Origin of the sequence: Rummeliibacillus pycnus (assembly GCF_002884495.1) — a bacterium.
Lineage (GTDB): Bacteria > Bacillota > Bacilli > Bacillales_A > Planococcaceae > Rummeliibacillus > Rummeliibacillus pycnus.
On sequence record NZ_KZ614145.1, the window covers coordinates 3,523,548 to 3,547,722 of the forward strand.

The following is a 24,175-nucleotide window of genomic DNA, read 5'->3' on the forward strand; positions in this document are numbered from 1 at the left end:
CGATTACAATAAATTTTCTAAAGCCCTTTTAAGAGTAGGATATTGAAATTGAAAATGTGCATCCAATAAAACTTTTGGTAAAACTCGTTGACCCTCTAAAATAAGTTGACTCTTTTTACCGAGAGCTATTTTCAGTATAAACGCAGGGACAGGGAACCAATGAGGCCGATTTGTTACTGTTGCAATCGTTTCTCCAAAGTTTTTCATACAAACTGGATTTGGAGCAGTTACATTCATAATTCCATTTAGTTTTTCGTTATTAATGGCAAATATTATTGCAGCTACAACATCAGTCACATGAACCCATGATACCCATTGAGAACCTCGACCCACTGTTCCCCCAACGTAAAATTTATATGGCATGACCATCATGGGAAGAGCTCCTGAATTTTTTCCAAGAATTACGCCAAAACGAGCTAAGACGACACGTACACCTAATTTTTCAGCAGATATTGCTGATTGTTCCCAATCTTGAACTGTTTTAGCTAGAAAATCATGGGCAATTTCAGTCGAGCTCTCAGAATATGTAGTCGTTGTTGAAGCAGGATAAACACCAATTGCACTAGCATTTACTAATACTTTAGGGGGTTTTTTTAATACCTTAAGGATTCGGATTACTTCATTTGTAGCTAATATACGGCTATCATATATTTCTTTTTGGTGCTTTTCAGTCCAACGCCCATTATTGATAGAGGTACCAGCTAAATTAACAACGGCATCTATTCCCTCTAAATAGTTTTCGGGAACGGAGTCTTTCGACAACCATTGAATATATTGAATGCTATTAATAAAATGATTTTTCTTTCTAGTTAATATAATAATTTCATGACCTTGTTGTTGTAACTGTTTAACAAGTTCTTGACCAACAAATCCTGAACCACCGGTAATAGCAATTTTCATATCAAATATCCTCCCTAATTATTGCTTGATCAGTAAGATTTACATGTCAAAAGCTAAGTAATGTTTGTTCTTTCTAAGTGTAAAGATATACTATATGTAAACACTTTACATGATGTTAGGATTGAAAAGTTGTATACTAAGCATAGCAAAGGAGGGATTGAATGTCGCGAGTCATTACAAAAATTACACGTCAAAAACGAAATCAACAACGTTATAATATTTATTTAAATGAAGAATATGCGTTTAGTATTGATGAAGCTATTCTAATTCAGTATAGTCTAACAAAAGGGAAGACGATTGATGATTTAACAATTGACGAAATTGCTTTTGACGATGAGATTCAAAGAGCATTCAATCGTGCATTATCCTTTTTAAGTTATCAAATGCGAAGCGAATATGAAGTTCATCAAAAACTGAAAAAATTAGAATTTGGTGAAGCTGTTATTCAAGAAGCATTACAAAAATTGAAGAAGCTAGGATTTTTAAATGATAAAAGCTATTCAAAAGCATTATTAGAGACGAAAAAGAAAACAGCAAAAAAAGGCCCTAGAGCTATCCAAAAGGATTTGGAGAAAAAAGGAATTGATCAAAAACTTCAACAGCAAGTCCTACATTCTTTTTCTGAGAAGGAACAATTAGAAATAGCTTTGCAATTAGCCGAAAAAGCTGTACGAAATGAGCATCGAAAAACACCTAGCCAAATGAAGCAGAAGATACAAGAAATGCTTATTCGAAAAGGATACTCTTTTACAATCATAGAACAAGTCCTAAACGAAATTGAATTCTCTAAAGAAGAAGAAGAATGGATAGAAATGATTCGTAAGCAAGGAGATAAAGTTTGGAATAAGTATGCTTCTAAATATAGTAATTATGAATTAAAGATGCGAGTAAAGCAGTCACTCTATCAAAAAGGTTTCCCTATTGATAAAATTGAAATGTTTATAGAACAAAAGGAGCAATACAATGGATAAAAAATTTAATGAAATGACCCCCAATGAATTACGTGAAACGATAGCTACATTGAAAGAAAAGGCACGTAAAGCTGAACAACTTGGAATTTTAAATGAATTTGCTGTTTATGAAAGAAAAGCATTATTAGCACAAGCTTACTTATTAAACCCAGATGACTTTAAACCAGGTGAAATTTATCGTATCGAGAACGATCCAGGCATGTTCTTTCAAGTGGATTATTTAAAAGGTGTTTATGCATGGGGATATCGCTTAGGTGGAAATCATTATGAAGAAGCACTTCCTATTTCAATGTTAACACCAGTCAAGGAGGCTTTTTAGTGGAGCAAAAGGTAAACGAGTTAGTTGCTAAATTATGTGCCAAAAATCCTAGTGTTTCCGAACAAAAAGCACGTGTTTGGATTGAACTACTATGGTCAGATTTTGAATCCACATATGCTAAAGCAGGTTACGAGTATCGTGGAGCTGAGATCACTGAAAAAATTATTTTACAATGGATTGAAAGTTACGGTTCACAGTTACATGAATTCGCTGGCCGTAATCCGAAATATGCACATTTATTAGATGAAGTAGAATAAAAATGACCGTTCCATTGTTGGAACGGTCACTATGTTTATCTAGCAATAACGAAAAGTAAGGCCCTTATCTCAAGGTTAAGAAGGTACTAAAATTGTATATCTACTTCATCCAATAGCAGATATATTATAAATTTTTATGGAAGTTTCACTTTATACCACAAGCTTCTTCTGTAATTTATCCTCACTAAAAATCCACCCGGTAAAGGAGTTTACAATTTCGTAATTCTGATTAAGGTGAGCGATTGCAACAAAAGGATAGCGATTGTTACTGCGATAACGTAAATCAATCAGCCTTACTTCGATTAGATTGTCTTCAATATCAGCTACTTCCCATCTATATAAAGGAGAAAAGGAGATAAATGATGTAAAATTTGGGTCCTTCATAACTGCCTTGATTTCAGGAGTATCAGGCAAAGGCTCAATTAGAAACTTATCATAAATCGTTATGGATCGTCCGTATGCTCGTCCAACATAATGATGGGTAGCAGAATTTGCAGCTATTCGATATTGAAAAAAGTGTGATGTAGGTGACAAAATGATTCGCTCGGCACCAGGAATTGTATTGCGAACAGCTCTTTTTACGGATTTTTGCATTAAATATCGAATGATATAATAGATGAGAATAACCCCATACAATGTAAACATCGTTGGAACTGGATTGGCTCCAAATGCCCAAAACATAAGAGCAATGACGTGGAGTGCAAAAATTATTGGATCAAATGTATTAATCCATCCGAGTGCAATCCATTGTTTTGAAAAAGGTCTTAGCGCTTGTGTTCCATATGCATTAAAGATATCAACGAAGACATGTAAAAATACAGCAAAAAATGTCCAAAGCCAAAGATGTAAAAGATTCGCACCAGGAAATATAATAGAAAGAAAACCGGTAATCAAAATAGGCCATAATAGAACTGCTGGAATAGAGTGTGTGATCCCTCTATGGTGCCGAATATAAATTGCATTGCCACGTAATTTTAAAATTGTATCAATATCGGGAGCTTGAGAACCAACAATCATGCCTGTAATAACTGCTGCTGTGGTTGGTGAATTATGAGCAACAACTGGGTCAACTAAAGCGAGACCCCCCAAAGCAATCCCCATAACTAAATGTGTGCCAGAATCCAAGATGATCAACTCCTTATTTTGTAGGGAGACAGAAAATATAAAATTTTCATAAAAAAGTACTTATATGCACTAGTTTACACTATAATGTCCATTTTTTATGTGAAATAAAATCGAAATAACCTAGGTGAGTGTCATGTATTATCAATATAAAAAACAATTTCAACAATCATTAGTCGAATGGTTTCAAAAAGAAAAAAGAGATTTACCCTGGAGAAAGACAAAAGACCCCTATAAAATTTGGGTTTCTGAAGTAATGCTACAACAAACAAGAGTAGATACTGTAATTCCATACTATAATCGATTTATGGAAGAATTTCCAACTCCAGAGATATTAGCTGAAGCACCTGAAGAAAAACTATTAAAGCAATGGGAAGGGCTCGGTTATTACTCGAGAGCACGGAATTTACAAGCGGGTGTTCGAGAAGTTGTTGAAACCTATAATGGAAAAGTTCCTGATAACCGTCCTGAAATTTCAAAACTTAAAGGAGTTGGCCCTTATACTGCAGGTGCAATATTAAGTATTGCCTATAATAGAGCTGAACATGCAGTGGATGGTAATGTTATGAGAGTACTTAGTAGAGTACTGTTAATAGATGCTGATATTGCGGTACCTAAAAACAAGAGAATATTTGAAAATGCGGTAATGGAATTAATTGATACAGAACATCCATCAGAATTTAATCAAGGATTAATGGAATTAGGAGCGCTAGTATGTACACCAACGTCTCCGAAATGTTTACTTTGTCCTGTAAGAGAATTTTGTACAGCTTTTAATGAAGGAAATCCAGAAGAGCTACCTGTAAAATCGAAAAAAGTAAAAACAAAAAATCTCCATTATGATGTCTTTGTTGTACAAAATAAAAAAGGACAATTTCTGTTAGAAAAAAGGCCTGAAAAAGGATTGCTTGCGAATATGTGGCAATTTCCGATGTTCGAGCAAAAGAGTAACATCCAACATACAAATGAGTCTCTCCTTTCTACTGCTTTTCAAGTCGAACTAATTAATCGTGAAAAATTGCTATCATTCAAACATGTTTTCTCCCATCTTGTATGGCATATGGATAGCTATCGTTTAATTGTAGAGCAAATAGGTAATGCTCCAGAAAATAGCGATTGGTTTACCATTGACCAAATGAAGGAATTGCCAATGCCAGTACCCATGCTGAAAATTTGGGAACATTACAAAAAAGAAAATTAATTATTCGATTGTATAGTATAAAAAAAACCTTTATGCACAAATTATAATGCGTGGAGGTGATTTTCAATGAAGAAGAATTTTACCAATTCAAAAAATGCTAGTACAGAATTTGGTTCAGAGACAAACATTCAAGAAATAGCAAAACAAAACCAACAAGCTGAAAAAAACAAAGCTCAAGCTTCTGGTCAATTTGGTCAATCAGCTGCTGAAGAGTTTGGTTCTGAAACAAATTTAAATGAGGTAAAAAAACAAAACCAACAAGCAGAGCAAAACAAAGCTCAAGCTTCAGGTAAATATGCTCAACAAAATCAACAAAACAATTTTTAACTAGAAATTTCCCCAATTGGTGAAGGATTTATACCTTCACCAATTTTTTGCTACAAGTTTTCCGCTAGGATTGTTATAATGTTACAAAAGAACGCTCCTAGAGGAGTGTTTGTTAAAAAAGGTGGGCTTTTGAATGGCACTTCCGTCAGAAGGGGAAATAATACAAATACATAGTTATAAGCATAATGGCAACATCCACCGAGTTTGGCAGGAAACAATGGTTTTGAAGGCTACCAAAAATATAGTAATCGGTGCGAATGAAAGAACACTTGTAATCGAGTCAGACGGGCGTACTTGGGTTACACGTGAACCATCGATTTGCTATTTTCACGCAGAGCACTGGTTCAATATTATTTGTATGTTAAGAGAAGATGGAGTATATTACTACTGTAATATGAGTTCGCCATTTGTATTTGATCATAATGCGGTAAAATATATTGATTATGATTTAGATGTTAAAGTCTTTCCAGATATGTCTTACACATTACTCGATGAAGATGAGTATGAACAACATAAGAAGGCTATGGGATATCCACCTGTAATTGACCATATCCTAAAATCTAATGTAGATAAACTAATTAGTTGGATTCAGCAAAGAAGAGGTCCATTTGCTCCTGATTTTATTGATGCTTGGACAAGTCGTTATGAATTCCAAAGACAGTTACACGAAACGGATGAGTAACTTAGGATGTCTCACAAGTGCGTAAACCACTTTTGGGACATTTCTTCTTACTTTATCAGAAATCGCGTGAAGGAGTTGCCCAAATGTAGCTTTGGGCAACTCCTTTCACTTGAAAGGAAAGTGATTTGAAATGGGGAGTATGAAACGCTATTTGCGCTTCGTCAAACCTTATCGATTTGACATTTTATTTACCTTTATACTCGGTGTATTGAAATTTGCTATTCCACTTTTTACACCAGTGCTAATCAAAATAGTGATTGATGATATTATTGGTAATAATCATTTATCAAGTAATGAAAAAACGAAAGATTTAATTTACTGGCTTGGAGGAACAGCAATATTATTCTTTATTATTCGCCCACCAGTTGAATACTATCGTCAATATTTTGCACAAAGAGTAAGCAATAAAATTCTTTATGATATTCGTCAGAAATTATACGCGCATGTTCAAAAACTTGGCTTAAAATTCTATTCAAATAATCGTGTTGGAGATGTTATTTCTCGCATGATCAATGATGTTGAGCAAACAAAAGAGTTTGTTATGACAGGGTTGATGAACGTTTGGATTGATTTATGTACAATTTTAATAGCAATTGGCATAATGATGAAATTAGATGTGAAGTTAACGCTAGTTTCATTAATTGCATTTCCATTCTATGCAATTAGTGTACGTTACTTTTTTGCTCGTTTAAGATCACTAACTAGAGAACGTTCAAAAGCACTTGCAGGTGTACAAAGTTATTTACATGAACGAGTTCAAGGTATGAGTATTATCAAAAGCTTTACACTTGAAAAGCATGAGCAAAGTGTATTTGCAGATACCAATGGAAACTTTCTGAACAAAGCATTAGAACATACACGGTGGAATGCAAAAACGTTTGCTGTAGTTAATACAATTACAGGTATTGCACCACTTATTGTTGTTGGCTATGCGGGATTTCAAGTAATTCATGGCAATCTTTCAGTAGGAACAATGGCAGCTTTTATTGCCTACATTGATAGTTTGTATAATCCACTACGTCGTCTTGTAAATGCATCCACTACTCTAACTCAAGCAACTGCATCTATGGACCGTATGTTTGAATTATTTGATAAAGAATATGAGATTAAAGACGTTCCTTATGCAAAACAATTACCACCGGTGAAAGGGAAAATTGATTTTGAAAATGTGACATTCCGTTATGATGAAAAAGGGAAAGATATTCTAAAAAACATTAATTTTCACATAGCTCCAGGACAAACTATAGCACTTGTAGGAATGAGTGGTGGAGGTAAGTCCACTATAATTAGTCTAATTCCTCGCTTTTACGATGTAGTAGAAGGAGCCATTAAAGTAGATGAAATAGATGTTCGAAAAACAACTATAAAATCATTACGTTCACAAATTGGGATAGTATTACAAGATAATATTTTATTTAGTGATTCAGTAAAATCAAATATTTTAATGGGAAATCCAAACGCTTCAGATGAAGAAGTGATAGCTGCTGCAAAGGCTGCTAATGCTCATGACTTTATCATGTCATTACCAGAAGGCTATGATACAAAGGTTGGGGAAAGAGGCGTTAAACTTTCCGGTGGGCAAAAGCAACGTGTTGCTATAGCACGTGTGTTCTTAAAGAATCCTCCCATTCTAATTTTAGATGAAGCAACATCTGCTCTAGATTTAGAAAGTGAGGCATTAATTCAAGAATCTCTAGATCGCCTTGCACATAATCGAACAACTGTAATTGTCGCTCACCGTCTATCAACGATTACCCATGCAGATCAAATTTTAGTCATTGATCATGGTGAACTAAAAGAAAAAGGCACTCATGATGAGTTAATGAATCAAAATGGTATTTATCATGATTTGTTCCAAGTACAAAAGTTGGATTAAATTTACTATTATTTAAGTATAATAGTAAATTCCTTATAAAAATTATGATGGAGCTATCTAAAAAGTAGTTTTTGCTTAAAGAAAATACTAGAGAAAAGATAAAAATCTGCTTATTTCTATATTAGAAGTAAGCAGATTTTTTTATTTAAAGGAAGAACTTGTTGATCTACGTTTCGTGAGTTGAAGTCCACGAAAATACTTTCGCATTTCCTTGATGTATTTCAGTGGAGTTTATTGTAATAGATGAGTTGAAGCATCGGAACTGACATAGCGAGGGAAGAAGGCTGAGGCCGTGAACGACAAAAAGCGACCACCTGAAAAACGAAAATCAATATAGCAGTAAAGTATCATTTTGTGGACGGTTTGATTTTACTTTCTGGACGGCTCTATATGAAAAATGTCCGCGCTTCCTATAAGAACCGTTTTCCACCATTAACTCACCTATAAAAAATATAATTTATTAAATAATCTGAAATATATTGCAATTTATATATAAATAATAATAGAATGTAAAAAAGTGAATAAAGTAGAAAATATGGCTCTTAAAGGAGTGACAACAATGAACCATCGAAAAGACCTTTTACAAGTTAAAGGATTAGAAACTACTTTTTTTACAGATGATGGCGCTATTACAGCTGTTGATCGTATCGATTTTTCACTCAAAGAGGGGGAGATTCTTGGCATTGTTGGCGAGTCTGGTTGTGGCAAGAGTGTGACCTCGTTATCAATCATGGGATTAGTACCATCTCCACCTGGAAAGATTACAAACGGTGAAATACTATTAGAAGGCAAAAATATAACTGAATATTCTCAAAAAGAGTTAAGGAAAATTAGGGGGAAAGAAATTGCGATGATTTTCCAAGAGCCAATGACTTCTTTGAACCCTTTGTTTACAATTGGTAATCAGTTAATAGAAGCTATATTAATTCATCACAAAGATTGGTCAAAGAAAAAGGCTTCTGCACGTGCTATAGAAATGATGAAATTAGTAGGGCTCCCAAGAGCTGAAGAGTTACTAAAAGAATATCCCCATCAATTATCTGGGGGCATGCGTCAACGTGTCATGATTGCAATGGCCCTAGTATGTGACCCAAAAATTTTAATAGCGGATGAGCCTACAACAGCATTAGATGTTACAATCCAAGCACAAATTTTGCAACTAATGAAGGATTTAAACAAACGATTAAATACAGCAGTTATGCTGATCACACATGATTTAGGTGTTGTCGCAGAGACATGTGAAAGAGTTGTAGTGATGTATAGTGGACAAATTGTAGAAGAAGGTCCAATTGATGTTATTTTCAAAAAACCAGAGCATCCATACACAAAAGGATTGATCAATTCTGTCCCTGATATGAGATATAAGAAACAACGACTATATTCAATTCCAGGAAATGTACCGAAGCCTGGTTCAGTAAAACAGGGATGCCGATTTGCTGCACGTTGTGAATTTGCTTTTGATCGTTGTGCACAAGAAAACCCAGAATTATATCAGACATCTGAAGTACATAAAACGCGATGCTTCTTGCACGAAGGAAAGGGGGCATTTATTGATGACAGAACCGCTATTGAAAGTAAATAATTTAAAGAAATATTTTCCTATCCGTAAAGGAATACTCGGCATAGAGCAAGGTAGTGTAAAGGCAGTTGACGATGTATCTTTCTATGTTAATGAAGGTGAAACACTAGGGATTGTTGGTGAATCAGGGTGTGGAAAATCAACAACTGGCAGAATGATTATGCGATTATTAGATCCTACTGCAGGTTCTATTGAATTTGAAGGAAAGGATTTAGCTAAATTATCTAATGTTGAAATGCGTAAAGTACGAAGGGAAATACAAATGGTTTTTCAAGATCCCTATGCTTCTTTAAATCCAAGACATTCAATAGGAAAAATCCTAGAAGAACCATTGATTGTGCACGGAATAGGGGATGCAAAAGAACGTAAAAGAAGAGTTAATGAGTTATTAGAAATTGTAGGACTATCCAGTTATCATGCGAAACGCTATCCTCATCAATTTAGTGGTGGTCAGAGGCAACGTGTCGGCATTGCTCGAGCATTAATGACAAATCCCAAACTTGTTATAGCAGATGAACCTGTATCTGCTTTAGATGTATCCATCCAAGCACAAGTTTTAAATCTTATGCAAGATTTGCAAAAAGAATTAAAACTCACATATATATTTATTGCACATGATCTTGGTGTAGTACGACATATTAGTGATCGCGTAGCTGTTATGTATTTAGGGAAAATGGTTGAACTTGCAGAAAGTGAAAAACTTTATAGTAATCCTCTGCATCCTTATGCAAAGGCATTGCTATCTGCAGTACCTGTACCAGATCCAGATTTCACAAGGGAACAGATTCTACTAACGGGGGATATTCCTAGTCCATCTAATCCTCCTACAGGTTGTACATTCCATACTAGATGTCCGTTCAAAACGGATGTTTGTGCATCTGTTGTACCGCAGTTAGTAGAAGTGGAGAAAGGTCATTCTGTTGCTTGCCATCTCTATGATGTGCAGTACAACAATGATAAATAAAATTTCAAACATGGGGGTTATTGAATGAAGAAAAAGAGGTTATTGTCAGTTGGATTATTGCTAGTTCTTGTATTATCAACATTACTTGCTGCTTGTTCATCTGATAAAAAAGATGGAACAGAAAGTAATACAAACACTGGCGATAGTAAAAAAGAAAAGACTTTAGTATTCGGGCGTGGGGGAGATTCAGTATCGCTTGATCCTATCACAGTAACAGATGGTGAATCATTCAAAGTAACGCAAAACATATTCGAAACACTCATTAACTTTGGAAAACAAGATACTACTTTGCAACCTGGTCTTGCAACAAAATGGGAAACTTCTAAGGATGGTTTAACATACACATTCAATCTACAAGAAGGCGTTAAATTCCATGATGGAACAGACTTTAATGCAGAAGCAGTTGTGAAAAACTTTAATCGTTGGATGAGTGGGAATGCTGATAAATTCCCTTACTTCGCTTCAATGTTTGGTGGTTTTAAAGGAGATAAGGCAGCAGTTATTAAAGACGTGAAAGCAGATGGCGATTATAAATTAATCATTACATTAAATCGAGCTCAAGCACCATTTTTGAAAAACCTTGCAATGAGTCCATTTGGTATTGCAAGTCCAACTGCGTTTGAAAAAGAAGGCGACAAGTTTGGGGATAATCCTGTGGGTACTGGTCCGTTCAAATTTGTATCTTGGAAACGTAATGATTCCGTAACAATTGAAAAGAACAAAGACTACTGGAAAGAAGGACTTCCTAAGTTAGACAAAATCGTATTCCGTTCAATTCCAGATAACTCAGCACGATTAAATGCTTTAAACACAGGAGAAATTGATTTAGCAGATGGTATTAATCCATCAGATGCTGCTTCAATCCAAAGTAATAAAAACTTACAAATCTTCGAACGTCCGTCGATGAATGTTGGATACTTAGGTTTAACAACTACTCGTCCACCATTTGATAATGTAAAAGTTCGTCAAGCTGTAAACTATGCAATCGATAAACAAGCAATTGTTGATGCATTCTTCGAAGGTAAAGCTCAAGTAGCGAAGAACCCAATGCCTCCAGTAATCGAAGGCTATAACGATGATGTGAAAGGATATGAATATAATCCTAAAAAAGCAAAAGAGTTATTAAAAGAAGCAGGCTATAATGGGAAAGAAATTGAACTTTGGGCAATGCCAGTACCACGTCCATATATGCCAGATGGACAAAAAGTGGCTGAAGCAATCCAAAAGAATTTGGCGGATGTTGGTATGAAGGCTAAAATTGTTTCATTCGAGTGGGCTACTTATCTTGAAAAAGCTGCTAAAGGGGAAGCAGATGCTTTCTTACTTGGTTGGACAGGTGACAACGGAGACGCAGATAACTTCTTATACACATTATTAGATGAAAGTAACATCGGAAGTAATAACTATACATTCTTCAAAAACAAAGAAACACATAAATTATTATTAGAAGCACAAACAGAGACAGATGAAGAAAAACGTAATGAACTATACAAAAAGGCTCAAGTGATTATTTCAGAACAAGCACCATGGGTACCACTTGCTCATTCTACACCATTATTAGCAGGTAAAGCGAATATCGTAGACTTCTACCCACACCCAACAGGTTCTGATATTTTATCAAATGTAGATATTAAATAGTTAGAGATTACTAACTATCCAATATAGGATTAAACTCGCTTTTTACTCTTTAATAGTAGAAAGCGAGTTTTTACAAAAGTGAATTTTACAACAAGAGGATGGAGAGGTGAAGAATATGCTTCACTATATCGGTAGAAGTTTATTACAGTTGATCCCTGTTTTGCTCGGAATGACGTTCATCGTATTCTTGATTATCCGTGCAATTCCAGGAGATCCTGCGCAAGTTATTTTGGGGCAACAAGCCACGAAAGAAGCTGTAGCAGCATTGCGAGCAAGTCTGGGATTAGATAATCCATGGTATGTGCAGTATTTTCACTATCTAGGTGATCTAGTAACAGGTAATTTAGGTGAATCTATGCGTACAAAAGTACCGGTAGCTAGCGAACTTTGGCCGTATTTAGCAGCAACATTAGAGTTATCATTATGTGCAATTATATTAGCCGTCATTATTGGGGTAAATGCAGGCATTATTTCAGCTTGGTTCCAAAATTCATGGTTTGATTATATGGCAATGATTATTGCATTAATTGGAGTATCAATGCCTATTTTCTGGTTAGGTTTGATGGAACAATGGGTGTTTGGTATTCAATTAGATATGTTACCTACATCGGGGCGTGAGGATGCACGAAACCCTGTTAATCCAATCACGTACTTATATATTCTAGATACAATTCTCCAAGGTAATTTTGATCAACTTGTCGTAGTTGTTCAGCATTTAATTTTACCTGCTTTTGCATTGGCAACTATTCCGATGGCTATAATTGCACGGATGACAAGGTCAAGTATGCTTGAAGTAATGCGTTCAGATTATGTTCGTACCGCTCGTGCGAAAGGCCAAAAGATGTTTTGGGTTGTATACAAACACGCATTAAAAAATGCAATTATCCCTGTGCTAACAGTTATTGGTTTACAAATGGGTTTGTTGCTTGGTGGTGCGATCTTAACTGAAACAATCTTTAGCTGGCCAGGAATCGGACGTTATATCTATGATGCAATCGGTTTCCGCGATTATCCCGTTATTCAATCCGGAATATTAGTGATCGCGTTTATTTTTATCATGATTAATTTATTTGTTGATATTTTGTATAGCGTTATTGATCCAAGGATTAAATACAACTAAGAGGGGGAGTCCAATTTGTCTCATATGGCACCGAATGTACCATCATCTAGCACTAGCTTAACACAGAAGGAACAGGCGGCTGGTCCATGGAAAGAAGCATGGCGGAGTTTTAAGAAAAACAAAGTTGCGCTTATTGGAGCAGTTATTGTGGCTTTCTTCATTTTATTAGCTATATTTGGACCAGTCATTGCACCTCAAGGTATCAATGAACAACAATTGAGCAATCGGCTAAAGGCACCGTCTGCTGAACATTGGTTTGGTACGGATGATTTTGGTAGAGATATATTTTCTAGAGTAGTACTGGGAGCTAGAATTTCTTTAAAAGTCGGTTTCTTTTCTGTTATTGGTTCCGTTGTAATTGGGAGTGTTTTGGGAATTATAGCAGGTTATTATGGACGTTTTGTAGACACTATTATTTCACGCATTTTCGATATATTATTAGCATTTCCAAGTATCCTGCTAGCTATTGCAATAGTTTCTGTATTAGGGCCATCGTTAAATAATGCTCTTATTGCAATTGCAATCATTAATATTCCTAACTTTGGAAGATTAATCCGTTCAAAAGTGTTGAGTATTAAACAAGAAGAATATATTACTGCGGCTAAAGCAATAGGGATGAAAGATTCCCGAATATTATTTTCGCATATTTTGCCAAACTCTATGACGCCAGTTATTGTACAAGGTACACTTGCAATTGCATCTGCAATTATCGAAGCAGCAGCACTTGGGTTCCTTGGACTGGGGGCTCAAGCTCCACAACCAGAATGGGGCAAAATGTTAGCTGATGCTAGAATCTATTTAGTCAATGCACCATGGACGATGATATTCCCGGGTTTGGCAATTATGTTAACAGTATTAGGGTTTAACCTCATGGGGGATGGTCTCCGAGATGCACTAGATCCGAAAATGAAAAACTAATAAAAAACCTCCAAAACGTCTATTTTTATGGACGAATGGAGGTTTTTTTATATGATTCGGTCATCTATTTCTACTTTCAAAACTTCATGGTTATGGTGGCTTTGATAAGACATAATCAATGTATCCAGATGTTCAAGATTTTCCTCATAATCTAATATACGTGAAAGAATATGCAATAGATGATAGCTTGAGAATTCCTCTTCTGATTCATCTGTATGAGCTAACACAATATGCTGAGCGAATATATCCATTACTTCATTTCTTTGAAGATATTCTTCCTGCCCAACCCATGTAGTATGTTCTGGCTTTAACTTACCTGTATATTTCAAAAATAATTGTTCATGATAAGTTAGTAAATAATCTAACCGTTCTTGTATCATAATTCGAAAACGTTCCGGTAAGTTAGCCATTTCATTTTCATGTAAATGTAGTCTGTTTAATACTTCGATACTTTTTTTAGTCGTTAAGATCATTTGTCGATAAACTACTAGTTTACGTGCTTTGACGAATTTATTTTTGCCAAAATATGCTCGTTCTTCTTTGTATAGATTATATAAAGTCTTTATACGTTCGTAGCGTTGTTTCAATGTTCGTAATGACTGTTTTGTAGAAGTATGCTCTGAGGCTTGTCGAACTGCCAAGCGGATCCAACGTATAATATCATCTTGAACAATATTAATCGATGCAAAAAGGCGTGTTTCGTATTTCGGCGGTAGGAATAGAAGATTCACAGCAAATGCTGCTAGTACACCAATCATTACCGTAGCAAAACGAATAAGGCCAAACATCATAAATTGCTCGCCTTGAACTTCCATAATAACGATCATCGTTACAAGGGCTAATGAGATACTGTCCTCCAGTTTGAATTTAATCATTACTGATAAAGTAACAATCGCTGCTAAGCCAACGGCAACGAATTCATGCCCAAAAATGGAACCAAAAGCTACGGCCACAACCGCACCAATAATGTTTCCTTGAATCTGTTCAATGATTGTTCGATATGATCGATAAAGGGAAGGTTGCATCGCAAAAATAGCAGCAATTCCTGCAAATATAGGAGATGGGCATTGTAATGCTTTAGCTACAAATAAAGCCAACACAATAGCGACTCCGGTTTTTAATATTCGGGCACCTAATTTCATGTGAAAATGGGTAACCTCACTTTCTATATACTATATTCTGGTACTTTAAACGATAAAGGGTCATTGGTCAATATCTCTATAATATTTATATTTAACCATCTCTATTACTATAAGTATATTATTTCTTTAATAAAAGAACACCTTAAGAATGTATGGCATGATTGAATTTAAAATACATCCTAAAATCAAATAAATTGTTACAATATTGATATGTATACGAAATGGAGGTTTTATCATGACAATGTTAGAAGGATTAAATGCACCATTATTTTCACTAGTCAATGAGAAGGGAGAAACGGTTTCATTAGCTAATTTTAAAGGCGAAAAATCGGTCGTACTTTATTTTTATCCTAAAGATATGACACCTGGTTGTACGACAGAAGCATGCGACTTCCGGGATGCATATCAGGATTTTTCCGAATTAGATGCTGTCATTTTAGGGGTTAGCCCAGATGATGAAAATAAACATGTAAAGTTTATAGAAAAACATGGACTACCTTTTTCGTTACTGGTTGATTCAGATCATGCAGTAGCAGAAGCATATGGTGTTTGGAAATTAAAGAAAATGTATGGTCGTGAATATATGGGAATTGAACGCTCTACTTTTTTAATCAATAAAGAAGGAATAGTTGAAAAAGAATGGCGTAAAGTGCGTGTCAAAAATCATATTGAAGAAGTGTTAACCTATTTACGTAGTAAAGGGGAATAAGCATGAAAATATATTTTACATTTGACCCACGCCCTGATTTAAAAGAAGAACTATTGCAGGAATTCCCAGGTCAAGATTTTATCTTTCGTAACTCAGTTGAGGAAGATATATTAAAAAAAACTGAGATTTTAGTAACATACGGTGAAGATTTAACAGAGAGTCATATTGAAGTTGCTACTAAGCTGCAATGGATTATGGTAGTATCTGCAGGACTTGAAAAAATGCCATTAGCTGAAATAGCAAAAAGAGGGATTATCGTTTCAAATGTACGTGGTATTCACAAAGTACCGATGGCAGAATCAGTATTAGCACATATTCTGGCATATAAACGTTCACTACCGTGGATTTATGAAAAGGAAAGAAATGCAGAATGGAATCGTAAATCCAAATCCAAAGAATTAAGAGATTCAACCGCATTGATTTTAGGTCCTGGTGCAATTGGAGGAGAAATTGGCCGTATACTACAATGTTTTGGTGTTAAAACAATAGGTTGTAATCGCTCTGGGAAGAACGCAAACTATATGAATGATATGGTTAAATTCAATGAATTGATGACTGTATTACCTGAAGTGGATATTGTAATTTCAGTATTACCAAGTACGAAAGAAACGCATTATTTATTGGGAATAGAGCATTTTAAAGCGATGAAAGAAAGTGCAATTTTTATGAATTTTGGCCGTGGCGATCTAGTGGCCACGGATGTATTATTACAGGCACTTTTGCAAAAAGAAATAGCGTATGCTGTTTGTGATGTATTTGAAGAAGAACCACTACCAGTAGATCACCCATTTTGGTCGATGGAGAATATGACAGTGTCACCGCATGTTTCAAGTCATTCTTCTCGGTATTTAGAACGTAGCTTCGATATCTTTAAGCCAAACTTGAAAAAGTGGTTAGCAGGAGACAAACAGCTTGAAAATATCATTAACCCTCAAAAAGGATACTAATGTTTTTATCATAAGTGGATAAACTTTCATTAGCGTTTATGTAATTGAGAAAATAAATGAGAATATTATCACATCTACATAACAAATTACGGCTGTTTTTCGAATGAAAATAAGAATCAATCGTTCAAAGTATAAGGAATACACTATATCGGTAGGTAGAAATATTGACATTTGCACCACATATTAAGTAAACTAATTATAACGATTATCAATAAATAATACTTATGAAGTGAGGTGCATGGCGATGTCCGAAATGCAATTGAAAAATGCACTAGACACGCTAAAGACAACTGGCGTAAGGATTACTCCTCAACGTCATGCGATTTTAGAATACTTAATTGAATCAATGTCACATCCTACTGCTGATGATATCTATAAAGCATTAGAGCATAAATTTCCTAATATGAGTGTTGCTACTGTATATAATAATTTACGTGTTTTTCGTGAATCAGGTCTTGTAAAAGAATTGACTTATGGAGATAACGCAAGTCGTTTTGATTTTGTAACAAGCAAGCACTATCATATTATTTGTGAATCATGTGGTAAAATTGTAGACTTCCATTACCCAGGACTCGATGAAGTGGAACATCTCGCAGCTCATGTTACAGGTTTTAAAGTAAACTCTCACCGTCTGGAAGTTTACGGAACATGCCCTGAATGTGCAGAAAAAGCAACAAAACTACAATAATTAAACACAAAAAGCTATACATATGATGGTAAAGAAACCAATGTATAGCTTTTTTTCTATATTATGAATTTTTGTGGTAGACTATTTTAGGTTCTGATGCATTAAAAAAACCTCGTCTTGGTATAAGCGAGGTACTTTTTTAACGAGCAGTATGGATATAAAATAGAATGAGAACATTATGCTTAAGATCACTGCTCGTAAAACTGGTTTAGTAGTATCTGTTTTACGATTCTTTATGCTTCCGATTTGTTTTATTGTTATAATCTTGATTGAACTCTTTACCTTCTAAAGACTTGTCCAATGTTAAAGGTTCACTACAGAACATACACATATCTACACGTCCTAATACTTTTGTATGTTTATGACAGTTTGGACATTCAACCAGAACTGCTTGTGTTGATAGAAAGCCAATCCAAGCATAAACCATTGTGCTACCAATGATACATAGCACGCCGAGAGTCATAAAAATGACTACTAACCATTTATATTCCCTAAAGATTACGGCGCCATACATGATGATAAAGCCGATAAAAATGAGTGATAAAGCAAAAGTACGTATTTTATTAATTTTACTTTTATAGGGTTTCTTATTGGATTTCATTTGTAAGCCTCCTAAACTTTAGGATACTAAAAACAGAATAGTTAGGCAATATGATTTGAAACTTCAAAGAGGAATCTAAATTTTACTGTCGAAAGATTATTATATAGAGATTTTATTCTAGGAGGATTCTTATGGAGCAATTACTTCGTCCAATATACCAAGAACGTGCGAGCCAACCAAATACCCTAGGGGTTATTATTGTAGAAAAAAGAGAAGATGTAAGTCCGATTACGGATACATTTGATACAATCCTTTTAATCATAACAAAAGACAATCGTGTGCCGGTCTATACAAAACACTATACATTTGAAAATCAAAAAGCAGCAATGCATATAATAACTGAAAAACAATTACATAAATGGTTACTTGTAGGGACGAATAAAAAGCTAATCGATTGGATTTTATTTGGGAAAATAATGTTTGATCGAAATGAATATGTAAGTAATTTAAAACAGAATTTAAAAGACTTCCCATTCTACGGCAGAAATATCAAAATGGGCATCGAGTTTGCAAAGTTAATTCGTCATTATTTAGAAGGTAAAGTATGTTTTGAAGAGAACAATTACTTAGATGCTTATAATCATGTTGTAGAATCTCTCCATCATTTAGCTCGTCTTGCGGTATTAGATAAGGGATTATATCCTGAAGTAACAGTATGGTCTCAAGTAAAACAAATTGATCCCGAAATTTATAAATTATATGAAGAGCTAATAGCAAGTGAAGAAACTATTAATAAAAGATTAGAGCTTTTGTTTTTAGCGAGTGAGTTCTTAATCCATTCACGTACAGCTGATGGGGCACGGCATATAATAAATGTAATGTCTGAAAAAGATAATTGGACAATTCAAGAATTGCATGAACAAGAAGAATTGAAAAACTACTCTGTTGATTTGGAAGTGTTTATTGAGTTTCTAATTAGTAAGGGGTATATTCAGGCTGAAAACATAGAAACAAAAAGTAACCAAATCTTTCATAGGCATTATAAAATAGAACAATCTTTAAAATAGTTGTGTATCGAATCAACATCACACTTTTCGATGTGAGAAATTATTTTACAAAAAAATGTTGACTCAATAAAAAAACTGATGTATTATATTAAGTGTCGTTAAGACGTACTAAGAAATCACGAGAAATTATACTGAAAAACTTTTTCAAAAAAGTTCTTGACAGTTAAGAATTAAAGTGATAAGATATAAAAGTCGTCAAGATTACGACAAGACATGAACCTTGAAAACTGAACAAGCAAACGTTAATCAATAAACTTTGATCACTAACTTCTATTAGTGACAAGGACAAAATGTTATCAATAGATAACGCTAGCAAAGCAAATGAGCTTTCAAACTTTACTTTTATGGAGAGTTTGATCCTGGCTCAGGACGAACGCTGGCGGCGTGCCTAATACATGCAAGTCGAGCGAATGACGAGGAGCTTGCTCCTCTGATTTAGCGGCGGACGGGTGAGTAACACGTGGGCAACCTGCCCTGTAGACTGGGATAACTTCGGGAAACCGGAGCTAATACCGGATAATCCATTTCACCTCATGGTGAAATGTTGAAAGGCGCTTTCGGGCGTCACTACAGGATGGGCCCGCGGTGCATTAGCTAGTTGGTGGGGTAACGGCCTACCAAGGCGACGATGCATAGCCGACCTGAGAGGGTGATCGGCCACATTGGGACTGAGACACGGCCCAAACTCCTACGGGAGGCAGCAGTAGGGAATCTTCCACAATGGACGAAAGTCTGATGGAGCAACGCCGCGTGAGTGATGAAGGTTTTCGGATCGTAAAACTCTGTTGTAAGGGAAGAACAAGTACGTTAGGAAATGAACGTACCTTGACGGTACCTTATTAGAAAGCCACGGCTAACTACGTGCCAGCAGCCGCGGTAATACGTAGGTGGCAAGCGTTGTCCGGATTTATTGGGCGTAAAGCGCGCGCAGGCGGTTTCTTAAGTCTGATGTGAAAGCCCACGGCTTAACCGTGGAGGGTCATTGGAAACTGGGAGACTTGAGTGCAGAAGAGGAAAGTGGAATTCCAAGTGTAGCGGTGAAATGCGTAGAGATTTGGAGGAACACCAGTGGCGAAGGCGACTTTCTGGTCTGCAACTGACGCTGAGGCGCGAAAGCATGGGGAGCAAACAGGATTAGATACCCTGGTAGTCCATGCCGTAAACGATGAGTGCTAAGTGTTAGGGGGTTTCCGCCCCTTAGTGCTGCAGCTAACGCATTAAGCACTCCGCCTGGGGAGTACGACCGCAAGGTTGAAACTCAAAGGAATTGACGGGGGCCCGCACAAGCGGTGGAGCATGTGGTTTAATTCGAAGCAACGCGAAGAACCTTACCAGGTCTTGACATCCCAGTGACCACTCTAGAGATAGAGTTTTCCCTTCGGGGACATTGGTGACAGGTGGTGCATGGTTGTCGTCAGCTCGTGTCGTGAGATGTTGGGTTAAGTCCCGCAACGAGCGCAACCCTTAATCTTAGTTGCCATCATTTAGTTGGGCACTCTAAGGTGACTGCCGGTGACAAACCGGAGGAAGGTGGGGATGACGTCAAATCATCATGCCCCTTATGACCTGGGCTACACACGTGCTACAATGGACGGTACAAAGAGTCGCTAACTCGCGAGAGCACGCTAATCTCATAAAACCGTTCTCAGTTCGGATTGTAGGCTGCAACTCGCCTACATGAAGCCGGAATCGCTAGTAATCGCGGATCAGCATGCCGCGGTGAATACGTTCCCGGGCCTTGTACACACCGCCCGTCACACCACGAGAGTTTGTAACACCCGAAGTCGGTGAGGTAACCTTTTGGAGCCAGCCGCCGAAGGTGGGATAGATGATTGGGGTGAAGTCGTAACAAGGTAGCCGTATCGGAAGGTGCGGCTGGATCACCTCCTTTCTAAGGAATATTTCGGAATACAGACCTTGGGTCTGTAAGATTAACGGTTGCTGTTCAGTTTTGAAGGCTCATCGCTTTCAAAACTTGTTCTTTGAAAACTGGATAAAACGACATTGAAGAAATTCTTAAGTAACACATTTTTTTATATTAAGTTTTAAATTTTTTAGGCTTAATAACTTGAAAGTTGTAAAAGGTTTCAAGACACGAGTAGTACTAGGAAATGAGTGAGTGAAAACCGGAGTGCACTTTGGTGCATGAGGATTTGAACGAGTGAAATTGACGACGTAATGCGATGTGTATTGAAAACTGAAGGTTAAGTTATTAAGGGCGCATGGCGGATGCCTTGGCACTAGAAGCCGATGAAGGACGGCACTAACACCGATATGCTTCGGGGAGCTGTAAGTAAGCTATGATCCGGAGATTTCCGAATGGGGGAACCCACTGTTCGTAATGGGACAGTATCTTGACGTGAATACATAGCGTCATGATGGCAGACTCAGGGAACTGAAACATCTAAGTACCTGAAGGAAGAGAAAGAAAATTCGATTCCCTTAGTAGCGGCGAGCGAAATGGGAAGAGCCCAAACCAAGAGGCTTGCCTCTTGGGGTTGTAGGACACTCTATACGGAGTTACAAAGGAATGAATTAGACGAAGCGGTTTGGAAAGACCTACCGAAGAAGGTAACAGTCCTGTAGTCAAAAGTTCATTCCCTCCAGAGTGGATCCTGAGTACGGCGGAACACGTGAAATTCCGTCGGAATCTGGGAGGACCATCTCCTAAGGCTAAATACTCTCTAGTGACCGATAGTGAACCAGTACCGTGAGGGAAAGGTGAAAAGCACCCCGGGAGGGGAGTGAAAGAGATCCTGAAACCATGTGCCTACAAGTAGTTAGAGCCCGTTAATGGGTGATAGCGTGCCTTTTGTAGAATGAACCGGCGAGTTACGATTACATGCAAGGTTAAGTTGAAAAGACGGAGCCGTAGCGAAAGCGAGTCTGAATAGGGCGAATGAGTATGTGGTCGTAGACCCGAAACCAGGTGATCTACCCATGTCCAGGGTGAAGGTAAGGTAACACTTACTGGAGGCCCGAACCCACGCACGTTGAAAAGTGCGGGGATGAGGTGTGGGTAGCGGAGAAATTCCAATCGAACTTGGAGATAGCTGGTTCTCTCCGAAATAGCTTTAGGGCTAGCCTCGTGATAGAGAATCCTGGAGGTAGAGCACTGTTTGGACTAGGGGTCCATCCCGGATTACCGAATTCAGACAAACTCCGAATGCCAGTGATTTATGCACGGGAGTCAGACTGCGAGTGATAAGATCCGTAGTCAAAAGGGAAACAGCCCAGACCACCAGCTAAGGTCCCAAAGTAATTGTTAAGTGGAAAAGGATGTGACGTTGCTTAGACAACCAGGATGTTGGCTCAGAAGCAGCCACCATTTAAAGAGTGCGTAATAGCTCACTGGTCGAGTGACGCTGCGCCGAAAATGTATCGGGGCTAAACAATTCACCGAAGCTGTGGATAGACATCTACGATGTCTGTGGTAGGAGAGCGTTCTAAGTGCTGTGAAGTCAGACCGGAAGGACTGGTGGAGCGCTTAGAAGTGAGAATGCCGGTATGAGTAGCGAAAGATGGGTGAGAATCCCATCCACCGAATGACTAAGGTTTCCTGAGGAAGGCTCGTCCTCTCAGGGTTAGTCGGGACCTAAGCCGAGGCCGACAGGCGTAGGCGATGGATAACAGGTTGATATTCCTGTACCACCTCCCTACCATTTGAGTAATGGGGGGACACAGTAGGATAGGGTAAGCGCACTGTTGGTTATGTGCGTCTAAATAGTAAGACGTGAGAGTAGGCAAATCCGCTCTCTATAACGTTGAGCTATGATGGCGAGCTCGTATGAGCGAAGTTCCTGATTTCACACTGTCAAGAAAAGCCTCTAGCGAGGTAGGAGGTGCCCGTACCGCAAACCGACACAGGTAGTCGAGGAGAGAATCCTAAGGTGAGCGAGAGAACTCTCGTTAAGGAACTCGGCAAAATGACCCCGTAACTTCGGGAGAAGGGGTGCTCTAGTAGGGTGCAAGCCCGAGAGAGCCGCAGTGAATAGGCCCAGGCGACTGTTTAGCAAAAACACAGGTCTCTGCAAAACCGTAAGGTGACGTATAGGGGCTGACGCCTGCCCGGTGCTGGAAGGTTAAGGGGATTGCTTAGCGCAAGCGAAGGTGAGAACCGAAGCCCCAGTAAACGGCGGCCGTAACTATAACGGTCCTAAGGTAGCGAAATTCCTTGTCGGGTAAGTTCCGACCCGCACGAAAGGCGTAACGATCTGGGCACTGTCTCAACGAGAGACTCGGTGAAATTATAGTACCTGTGAAGATGCAGGTTACCCGCGACAGGACGGAAAGACCCCGTGGAGCTTTACTGTAGCCTGATATTGAATTTTGGTACAGCTTGTACAGGATAGGTAGGAGCCAGAGAGACCGGAGCGCCAGCTTCGGTGGAGGCGTCCTTGGGATACTACCCCAGCTGTATTGAAATTCTAACCCGTACCCCTAAGCGGGGTAGGAGACAGTGTCAGGCGGACAGTTTGACTGGGGCGGTCGCCTCCTAAAGAGTAACGGAGGCGCCCAAAGGTTCCCTCAGAATGGTTGGAAATCATTCGCAGAGTGTAAAGGCACAAGGGAGCTTGACTGCGAGACCTACAAGTCGAGCAGGGTCGAAAGACGGGCTTAGTGATCCGGTGGTTCCGCATGGAAGGGCCATCGCTCAACGGATAAAAGCTACCCCGGGGATAACAGGCTTATCTCCCCCAAGAGTCCACATCGACGGGGAGGTTTGGCACCTCGATGTCGGCTCATCGCATCCTGGGGCTGTAGTCGGTCCCAAGGGTTGGGCTGTTCGCCCATTAAAGCGGTACGCGAGCTGGGTTCAGAACGTCGTGAGACAGTTCGGTCCCTATCCGTCGTGGGCGTAGGAAATTTGAGAGGAGCTGTCCTTAGTACGAGAGGACCGGGATGGACACACCGCTGGTGTACCAGTTGTTCTGCCAAGAGCATCGCTGGGTAGCTATGTGTGGACGGGATAAGTGCTGAAAGCATCTAAGCATGAAGCCCCCCTCAAGATGAGATTTCCCATTACGCAAGTAAGTAAGATCCCTTGAAGACGACAAGGTAGATAGGTTCGAGGTGGAAGTGTGGTGACACATGGAGCTGACGAATACTAATCGATCGAGGACTTAACCAAAAGTTGATTTAAGAACTTCAATGAATGTTTATTCAGTTTTGAAAGAACAAGATTTATAGTGATTAGTAATCATTAA

20 protein-coding genes and 2 rRNA genes are annotated in these 24,175 nt (G+C 37.9%); 18 read left to right on the forward strand and 4 right to left on the reverse strand.

Translation table 11 applies throughout. The features are described 5' to 3' along the window. Positions 1-3: 3 nt before the first annotated feature. Positions 4-900 (reverse strand): TIGR01777 family oxidoreductase, encoded by an 897-nt coding sequence (locus CEF14_RS17205; RefSeq protein WP_102693960.1) that lies wholly within the window; start codon positions 898-900, stop codon positions 4-6. Between the two features lie 161 nt (positions 901-1,061). On the opposite strand from CEF14_RS17205, the gene recX reads away from it, so the two are divergent. From recX to CEF14_RS17220, 3 genes are read left to right on the forward strand one after another with little or no spacing between them, the layout of a single operon-like run. Then, positions 1,062-1,871 carry a recombination regulator RecX gene (gene recX / locus CEF14_RS17210; protein ID WP_102693961.1) on the forward strand — a complete coding sequence of 270 codons (810 nt, stop codon included), beginning with the start codon at positions 1,062-1,064 and terminating at the stop codon, positions 1,869-1,871. Then, positions 1,864-2,190 (forward strand): YfhH family protein, encoded by a 327-nt coding sequence (locus CEF14_RS17215; protein ID WP_245890203.1) that lies wholly within the window; start codon positions 1,864-1,866, stop codon positions 2,188-2,190. Before recX ends, CEF14_RS17215 begins: the two co-directional genes overlap by 8 nt. Continuing rightward, on the forward strand, positions 2,190-2,447 hold the full coding sequence (locus CEF14_RS17220; RefSeq protein ID WP_102693962.1) for a YfhJ family protein: 258 nt from the start codon (positions 2,190-2,192) through the stop codon (positions 2,445-2,447). Before CEF14_RS17215 ends, CEF14_RS17220 begins: the two co-directional genes overlap by 1 nt. 150 nt (positions 2,448-2,597) lie before the next feature. On the opposite strand, the gene CEF14_RS17225 is transcribed toward CEF14_RS17220, so the two are convergent. Further along, positions 2,598-3,572: a metal-dependent hydrolase gene (locus CEF14_RS17225; RefSeq protein ID WP_102693963.1), complete on the reverse strand. Its 975-nt coding sequence runs from the start codon at positions 3,570-3,572 to the stop codon at positions 2,598-2,600. A gap of 133 nt (positions 3,573-3,705) precedes the next feature. On the opposite strand from CEF14_RS17225, the gene mutY reads away from it, so the two are divergent. The 9 genes from mutY to nikC all read left to right on the forward strand — a co-directional run bounded on the left by mutY (position 3,706) and on the right by nikC (position 13,874). After that, on the forward strand, positions 3,706-4,770 hold the full coding sequence (gene mutY / locus CEF14_RS17230) for an A/G-specific adenine glycosylase (protein WP_102693964.1): 1,065 nt from the start codon (positions 3,706-3,708) through the stop codon (positions 4,768-4,770). A 66-nt stretch (positions 4,771-4,836) separates the two neighbouring features. Continuing rightward, positions 4,837-5,097, forward strand: coding sequence for a gamma-type small acid-soluble spore protein (locus CEF14_RS17235; protein WP_102693965.1), 261 nt, complete (start codon positions 4,837-4,839; stop codon positions 5,095-5,097). Between the two features lie 133 nt (positions 5,098-5,230). Further along, positions 5,231-5,779: a nucleoside tri-diphosphate phosphatase gene (ntdP, locus tag CEF14_RS17240; protein ID WP_102693966.1), complete on the forward strand. Its 549-nt coding sequence runs from the start codon at positions 5,231-5,233 to the stop codon at positions 5,777-5,779. A 130-nt stretch (positions 5,780-5,909) separates the two neighbouring features. Beyond that, complete coding sequence (locus tag CEF14_RS17245) at positions 5,910-7,655, forward strand: ABC transporter ATP-binding protein (RefSeq protein WP_102693967.1); 1,746 nt, start codon at positions 5,910-5,912, stop codon at positions 7,653-7,655. Between the two features lie 559 nt (positions 7,656-8,214). Next, a complete protein-coding gene (locus tag CEF14_RS17250) occupies positions 8,215-9,237 on the forward strand; it encodes an ABC transporter ATP-binding protein (protein WP_102693968.1) in 1,023 nt (340 codons plus the stop codon). After that, complete coding sequence (locus CEF14_RS17255) at positions 9,209-10,198, forward strand: ABC transporter ATP-binding protein (RefSeq protein ID WP_102693969.1); 990 nt, start codon at positions 9,209-9,211, stop codon at positions 10,196-10,198. The genes CEF14_RS17250 and CEF14_RS17255 overlap by 29 nt, the downstream gene beginning before the upstream one ends. Before the next feature lie 24 nt (positions 10,199-10,222). Continuing rightward, positions 10,223-11,836 carry an ABC transporter substrate-binding protein gene (locus tag CEF14_RS17260; RefSeq protein WP_102693970.1) on the forward strand — a complete coding sequence of 538 codons (1,614 nt, stop codon included), beginning with the start codon at positions 10,223-10,225 and terminating at the stop codon, positions 11,834-11,836. A gap of 115 nt (positions 11,837-11,951) precedes the next feature. Beyond that, on the forward strand, positions 11,952-12,956 hold the full coding sequence (locus CEF14_RS17265) for an ABC transporter permease (protein WP_102693971.1): 1,005 nt from the start codon (positions 11,952-11,954) through the stop codon (positions 12,954-12,956). A 24-nt stretch (positions 12,957-12,980) separates the two neighbouring features. Next, positions 12,981-13,874: a nickel transporter permease gene (nikC, locus tag CEF14_RS17270; RefSeq protein ID WP_102694453.1), complete on the forward strand. Its 894-nt coding sequence runs from the start codon at positions 12,981-12,983 to the stop codon at positions 13,872-13,874. Positions 13,875-13,921: 47 nt separating this feature from the next. On the opposite strand, the gene CEF14_RS17275 is transcribed toward nikC, so the two are convergent. Then, positions 13,922-15,016, reverse strand: a complete 1,095-nt coding sequence (locus CEF14_RS17275) for an FUSC family protein (RefSeq protein ID WP_102693972.1) — start codon at positions 15,014-15,016, stop codon at positions 13,922-13,924. A 235-nt stretch (positions 15,017-15,251) separates the two neighbouring features. On the opposite strand from CEF14_RS17275, the gene bcp reads away from it, so the two are divergent. The 3 genes from bcp to perR all read left to right on the forward strand — a co-directional run bounded on the left by bcp (position 15,252) and on the right by perR (position 17,360). After that, complete coding sequence (bcp, locus tag CEF14_RS17280) at positions 15,252-15,725, forward strand: thioredoxin-dependent thiol peroxidase (RefSeq protein WP_102693973.1); 474 nt, start codon at positions 15,252-15,254, stop codon at positions 15,723-15,725. Between the two features lie 2 nt (positions 15,726-15,727). Continuing rightward, positions 15,728-16,672 carry a D-2-hydroxyacid dehydrogenase gene (locus tag CEF14_RS17285; RefSeq protein WP_102693974.1) on the forward strand — a complete coding sequence of 315 codons (945 nt, stop codon included), beginning with the start codon at positions 15,728-15,730 and terminating at the stop codon, positions 16,670-16,672. A gap of 244 nt (positions 16,673-16,916) precedes the next feature. After that, positions 16,917-17,360 (forward strand): peroxide-responsive transcriptional repressor PerR, encoded by a 444-nt coding sequence (gene perR / locus CEF14_RS17290; protein WP_211284632.1) that lies wholly within the window; start codon positions 16,917-16,919, stop codon positions 17,358-17,360. Positions 17,361-17,583: 223 nt separating this feature from the next. Here perR and CEF14_RS17295 read toward each other — a convergent pair whose 3' ends face one another. Continuing rightward, positions 17,584-17,961 (reverse strand): YgzB family protein, encoded by a 378-nt coding sequence (locus CEF14_RS17295; protein ID WP_102693976.1) that lies wholly within the window; start codon positions 17,959-17,961, stop codon positions 17,584-17,586. 131 nt (positions 17,962-18,092) lie between these two features. Here CEF14_RS17295 and CEF14_RS17300 point away from each other — a divergent pair, with 131 nt between their 5' ends. The 3 genes from CEF14_RS17300 to CEF14_RS17310 all read left to right on the forward strand — a co-directional run bounded on the left by CEF14_RS17300 (position 18,093) and on the right by CEF14_RS17310 (position 24,099). Continuing rightward, positions 18,093-18,968: a nucleotidyltransferase-like protein gene (locus tag CEF14_RS17300; RefSeq protein WP_102693977.1), complete on the forward strand. Its 876-nt coding sequence runs from the start codon at positions 18,093-18,095 to the stop codon at positions 18,966-18,968. 341 nt (positions 18,969-19,309) lie between these two features. Further along, positions 19,310-20,859, forward strand: a 16S ribosomal RNA gene (locus CEF14_RS17305). A gap of 311 nt (positions 20,860-21,170) precedes the next feature. Next, positions 21,171-24,099: ribosomal RNA gene (locus CEF14_RS17310) — 23S ribosomal RNA — on the forward strand. Together the 16S and 23S rRNA genes form the textbook arrangement of a ribosomal RNA operon. Positions 24,100-24,175 lie beyond the last annotated feature (76 nt).

What these genes read in the sequence shown, in the direction of transcription:
- CEF14_RS17235 (WP_102693965.1), top strand. Translation starts at nt 4,837, where the DNA reads ATGAAGAAGAATTTTACCAATTCAAAAAATGCTAGTACAGAATTTGGT.
- CEF14_RS17205 (WP_102693960.1), bottom strand. Translation starts at nt 900, where the DNA reads ATGAAAATTGCTATTACCGGTGGTTCAGGATTTGTTGGTCAAGAACTT.
- nikC (WP_102694453.1), top strand. Translation starts at nt 12,981, where the DNA reads ATGGCACCGAATGTACCATCATCTAGCACTAGCTTAACACAGAAGGAA.
- CEF14_RS17285 (WP_102693974.1), top strand. Translation starts at nt 15,728, where the DNA reads ATGAAAATATATTTTACATTTGACCCACGCCCTGATTTAAAAGAAGAA.
- CEF14_RS17275 (WP_102693972.1), bottom strand. Translation starts at nt 15,016, where the DNA reads ATGAAATTAGGTGCCCGAATATTAAAAACCGGAGTCGCTATTGTGTTG.
- CEF14_RS17250 (WP_102693968.1), top strand. Translation starts at nt 8,215, where the DNA reads ATGAACCATCGAAAAGACCTTTTACAAGTTAAAGGATTAGAAACTACT.
- CEF14_RS17295 (WP_102693976.1), bottom strand. Translation starts at nt 17,961, where the DNA reads ATGAAATCCAATAAGAAACCCTATAAAAGTAAAATTAATAAAATACGT.
- mutY (WP_102693964.1), top strand. Translation starts at nt 3,706, where the DNA reads ATGTATTATCAATATAAAAAACAATTTCAACAATCATTAGTCGAATGG.
- CEF14_RS17265 (WP_102693971.1), top strand. Translation starts at nt 11,952, where the DNA reads ATGCTTCACTATATCGGTAGAAGTTTATTACAGTTGATCCCTGTTTTG.
- CEF14_RS17260 (WP_102693970.1), top strand. Translation starts at nt 10,223, where the DNA reads ATGAAGAAAAAGAGGTTATTGTCAGTTGGATTATTGCTAGTTCTTGTA.
- CEF14_RS17300 (WP_102693977.1), top strand. Translation starts at nt 18,093, where the DNA reads ATGGAGCAATTACTTCGTCCAATATACCAAGAACGTGCGAGCCAACCA.
- ntdP (WP_102693966.1), top strand. Translation starts at nt 5,231, where the DNA reads ATGGCACTTCCGTCAGAAGGGGAAATAATACAAATACATAGTTATAAG.
- CEF14_RS17215 (WP_245890203.1), top strand. Translation starts at nt 1,864, where the DNA reads ATGGATAAAAAATTTAATGAAATGACCCCCAATGAATTACGTGAAACG.
- perR (WP_211284632.1), top strand. Translation starts at nt 16,917, where the DNA reads ATGTCCGAAATGCAATTGAAAAATGCACTAGACACGCTAAAGACAACT.
- CEF14_RS17255 (WP_102693969.1), top strand. Translation starts at nt 9,209, where the DNA reads ATGACAGAACCGCTATTGAAAGTAAATAATTTAAAGAAATATTTTCCT.
- bcp (WP_102693973.1), top strand. Translation starts at nt 15,252, where the DNA reads ATGACAATGTTAGAAGGATTAAATGCACCATTATTTTCACTAGTCAAT.
- recX (WP_102693961.1), top strand. Translation starts at nt 1,062, where the DNA reads ATGTCGCGAGTCATTACAAAAATTACACGTCAAAAACGAAATCAACAA.
- CEF14_RS17245 (WP_102693967.1), top strand. Translation starts at nt 5,910, where the DNA reads ATGGGGAGTATGAAACGCTATTTGCGCTTCGTCAAACCTTATCGATTT.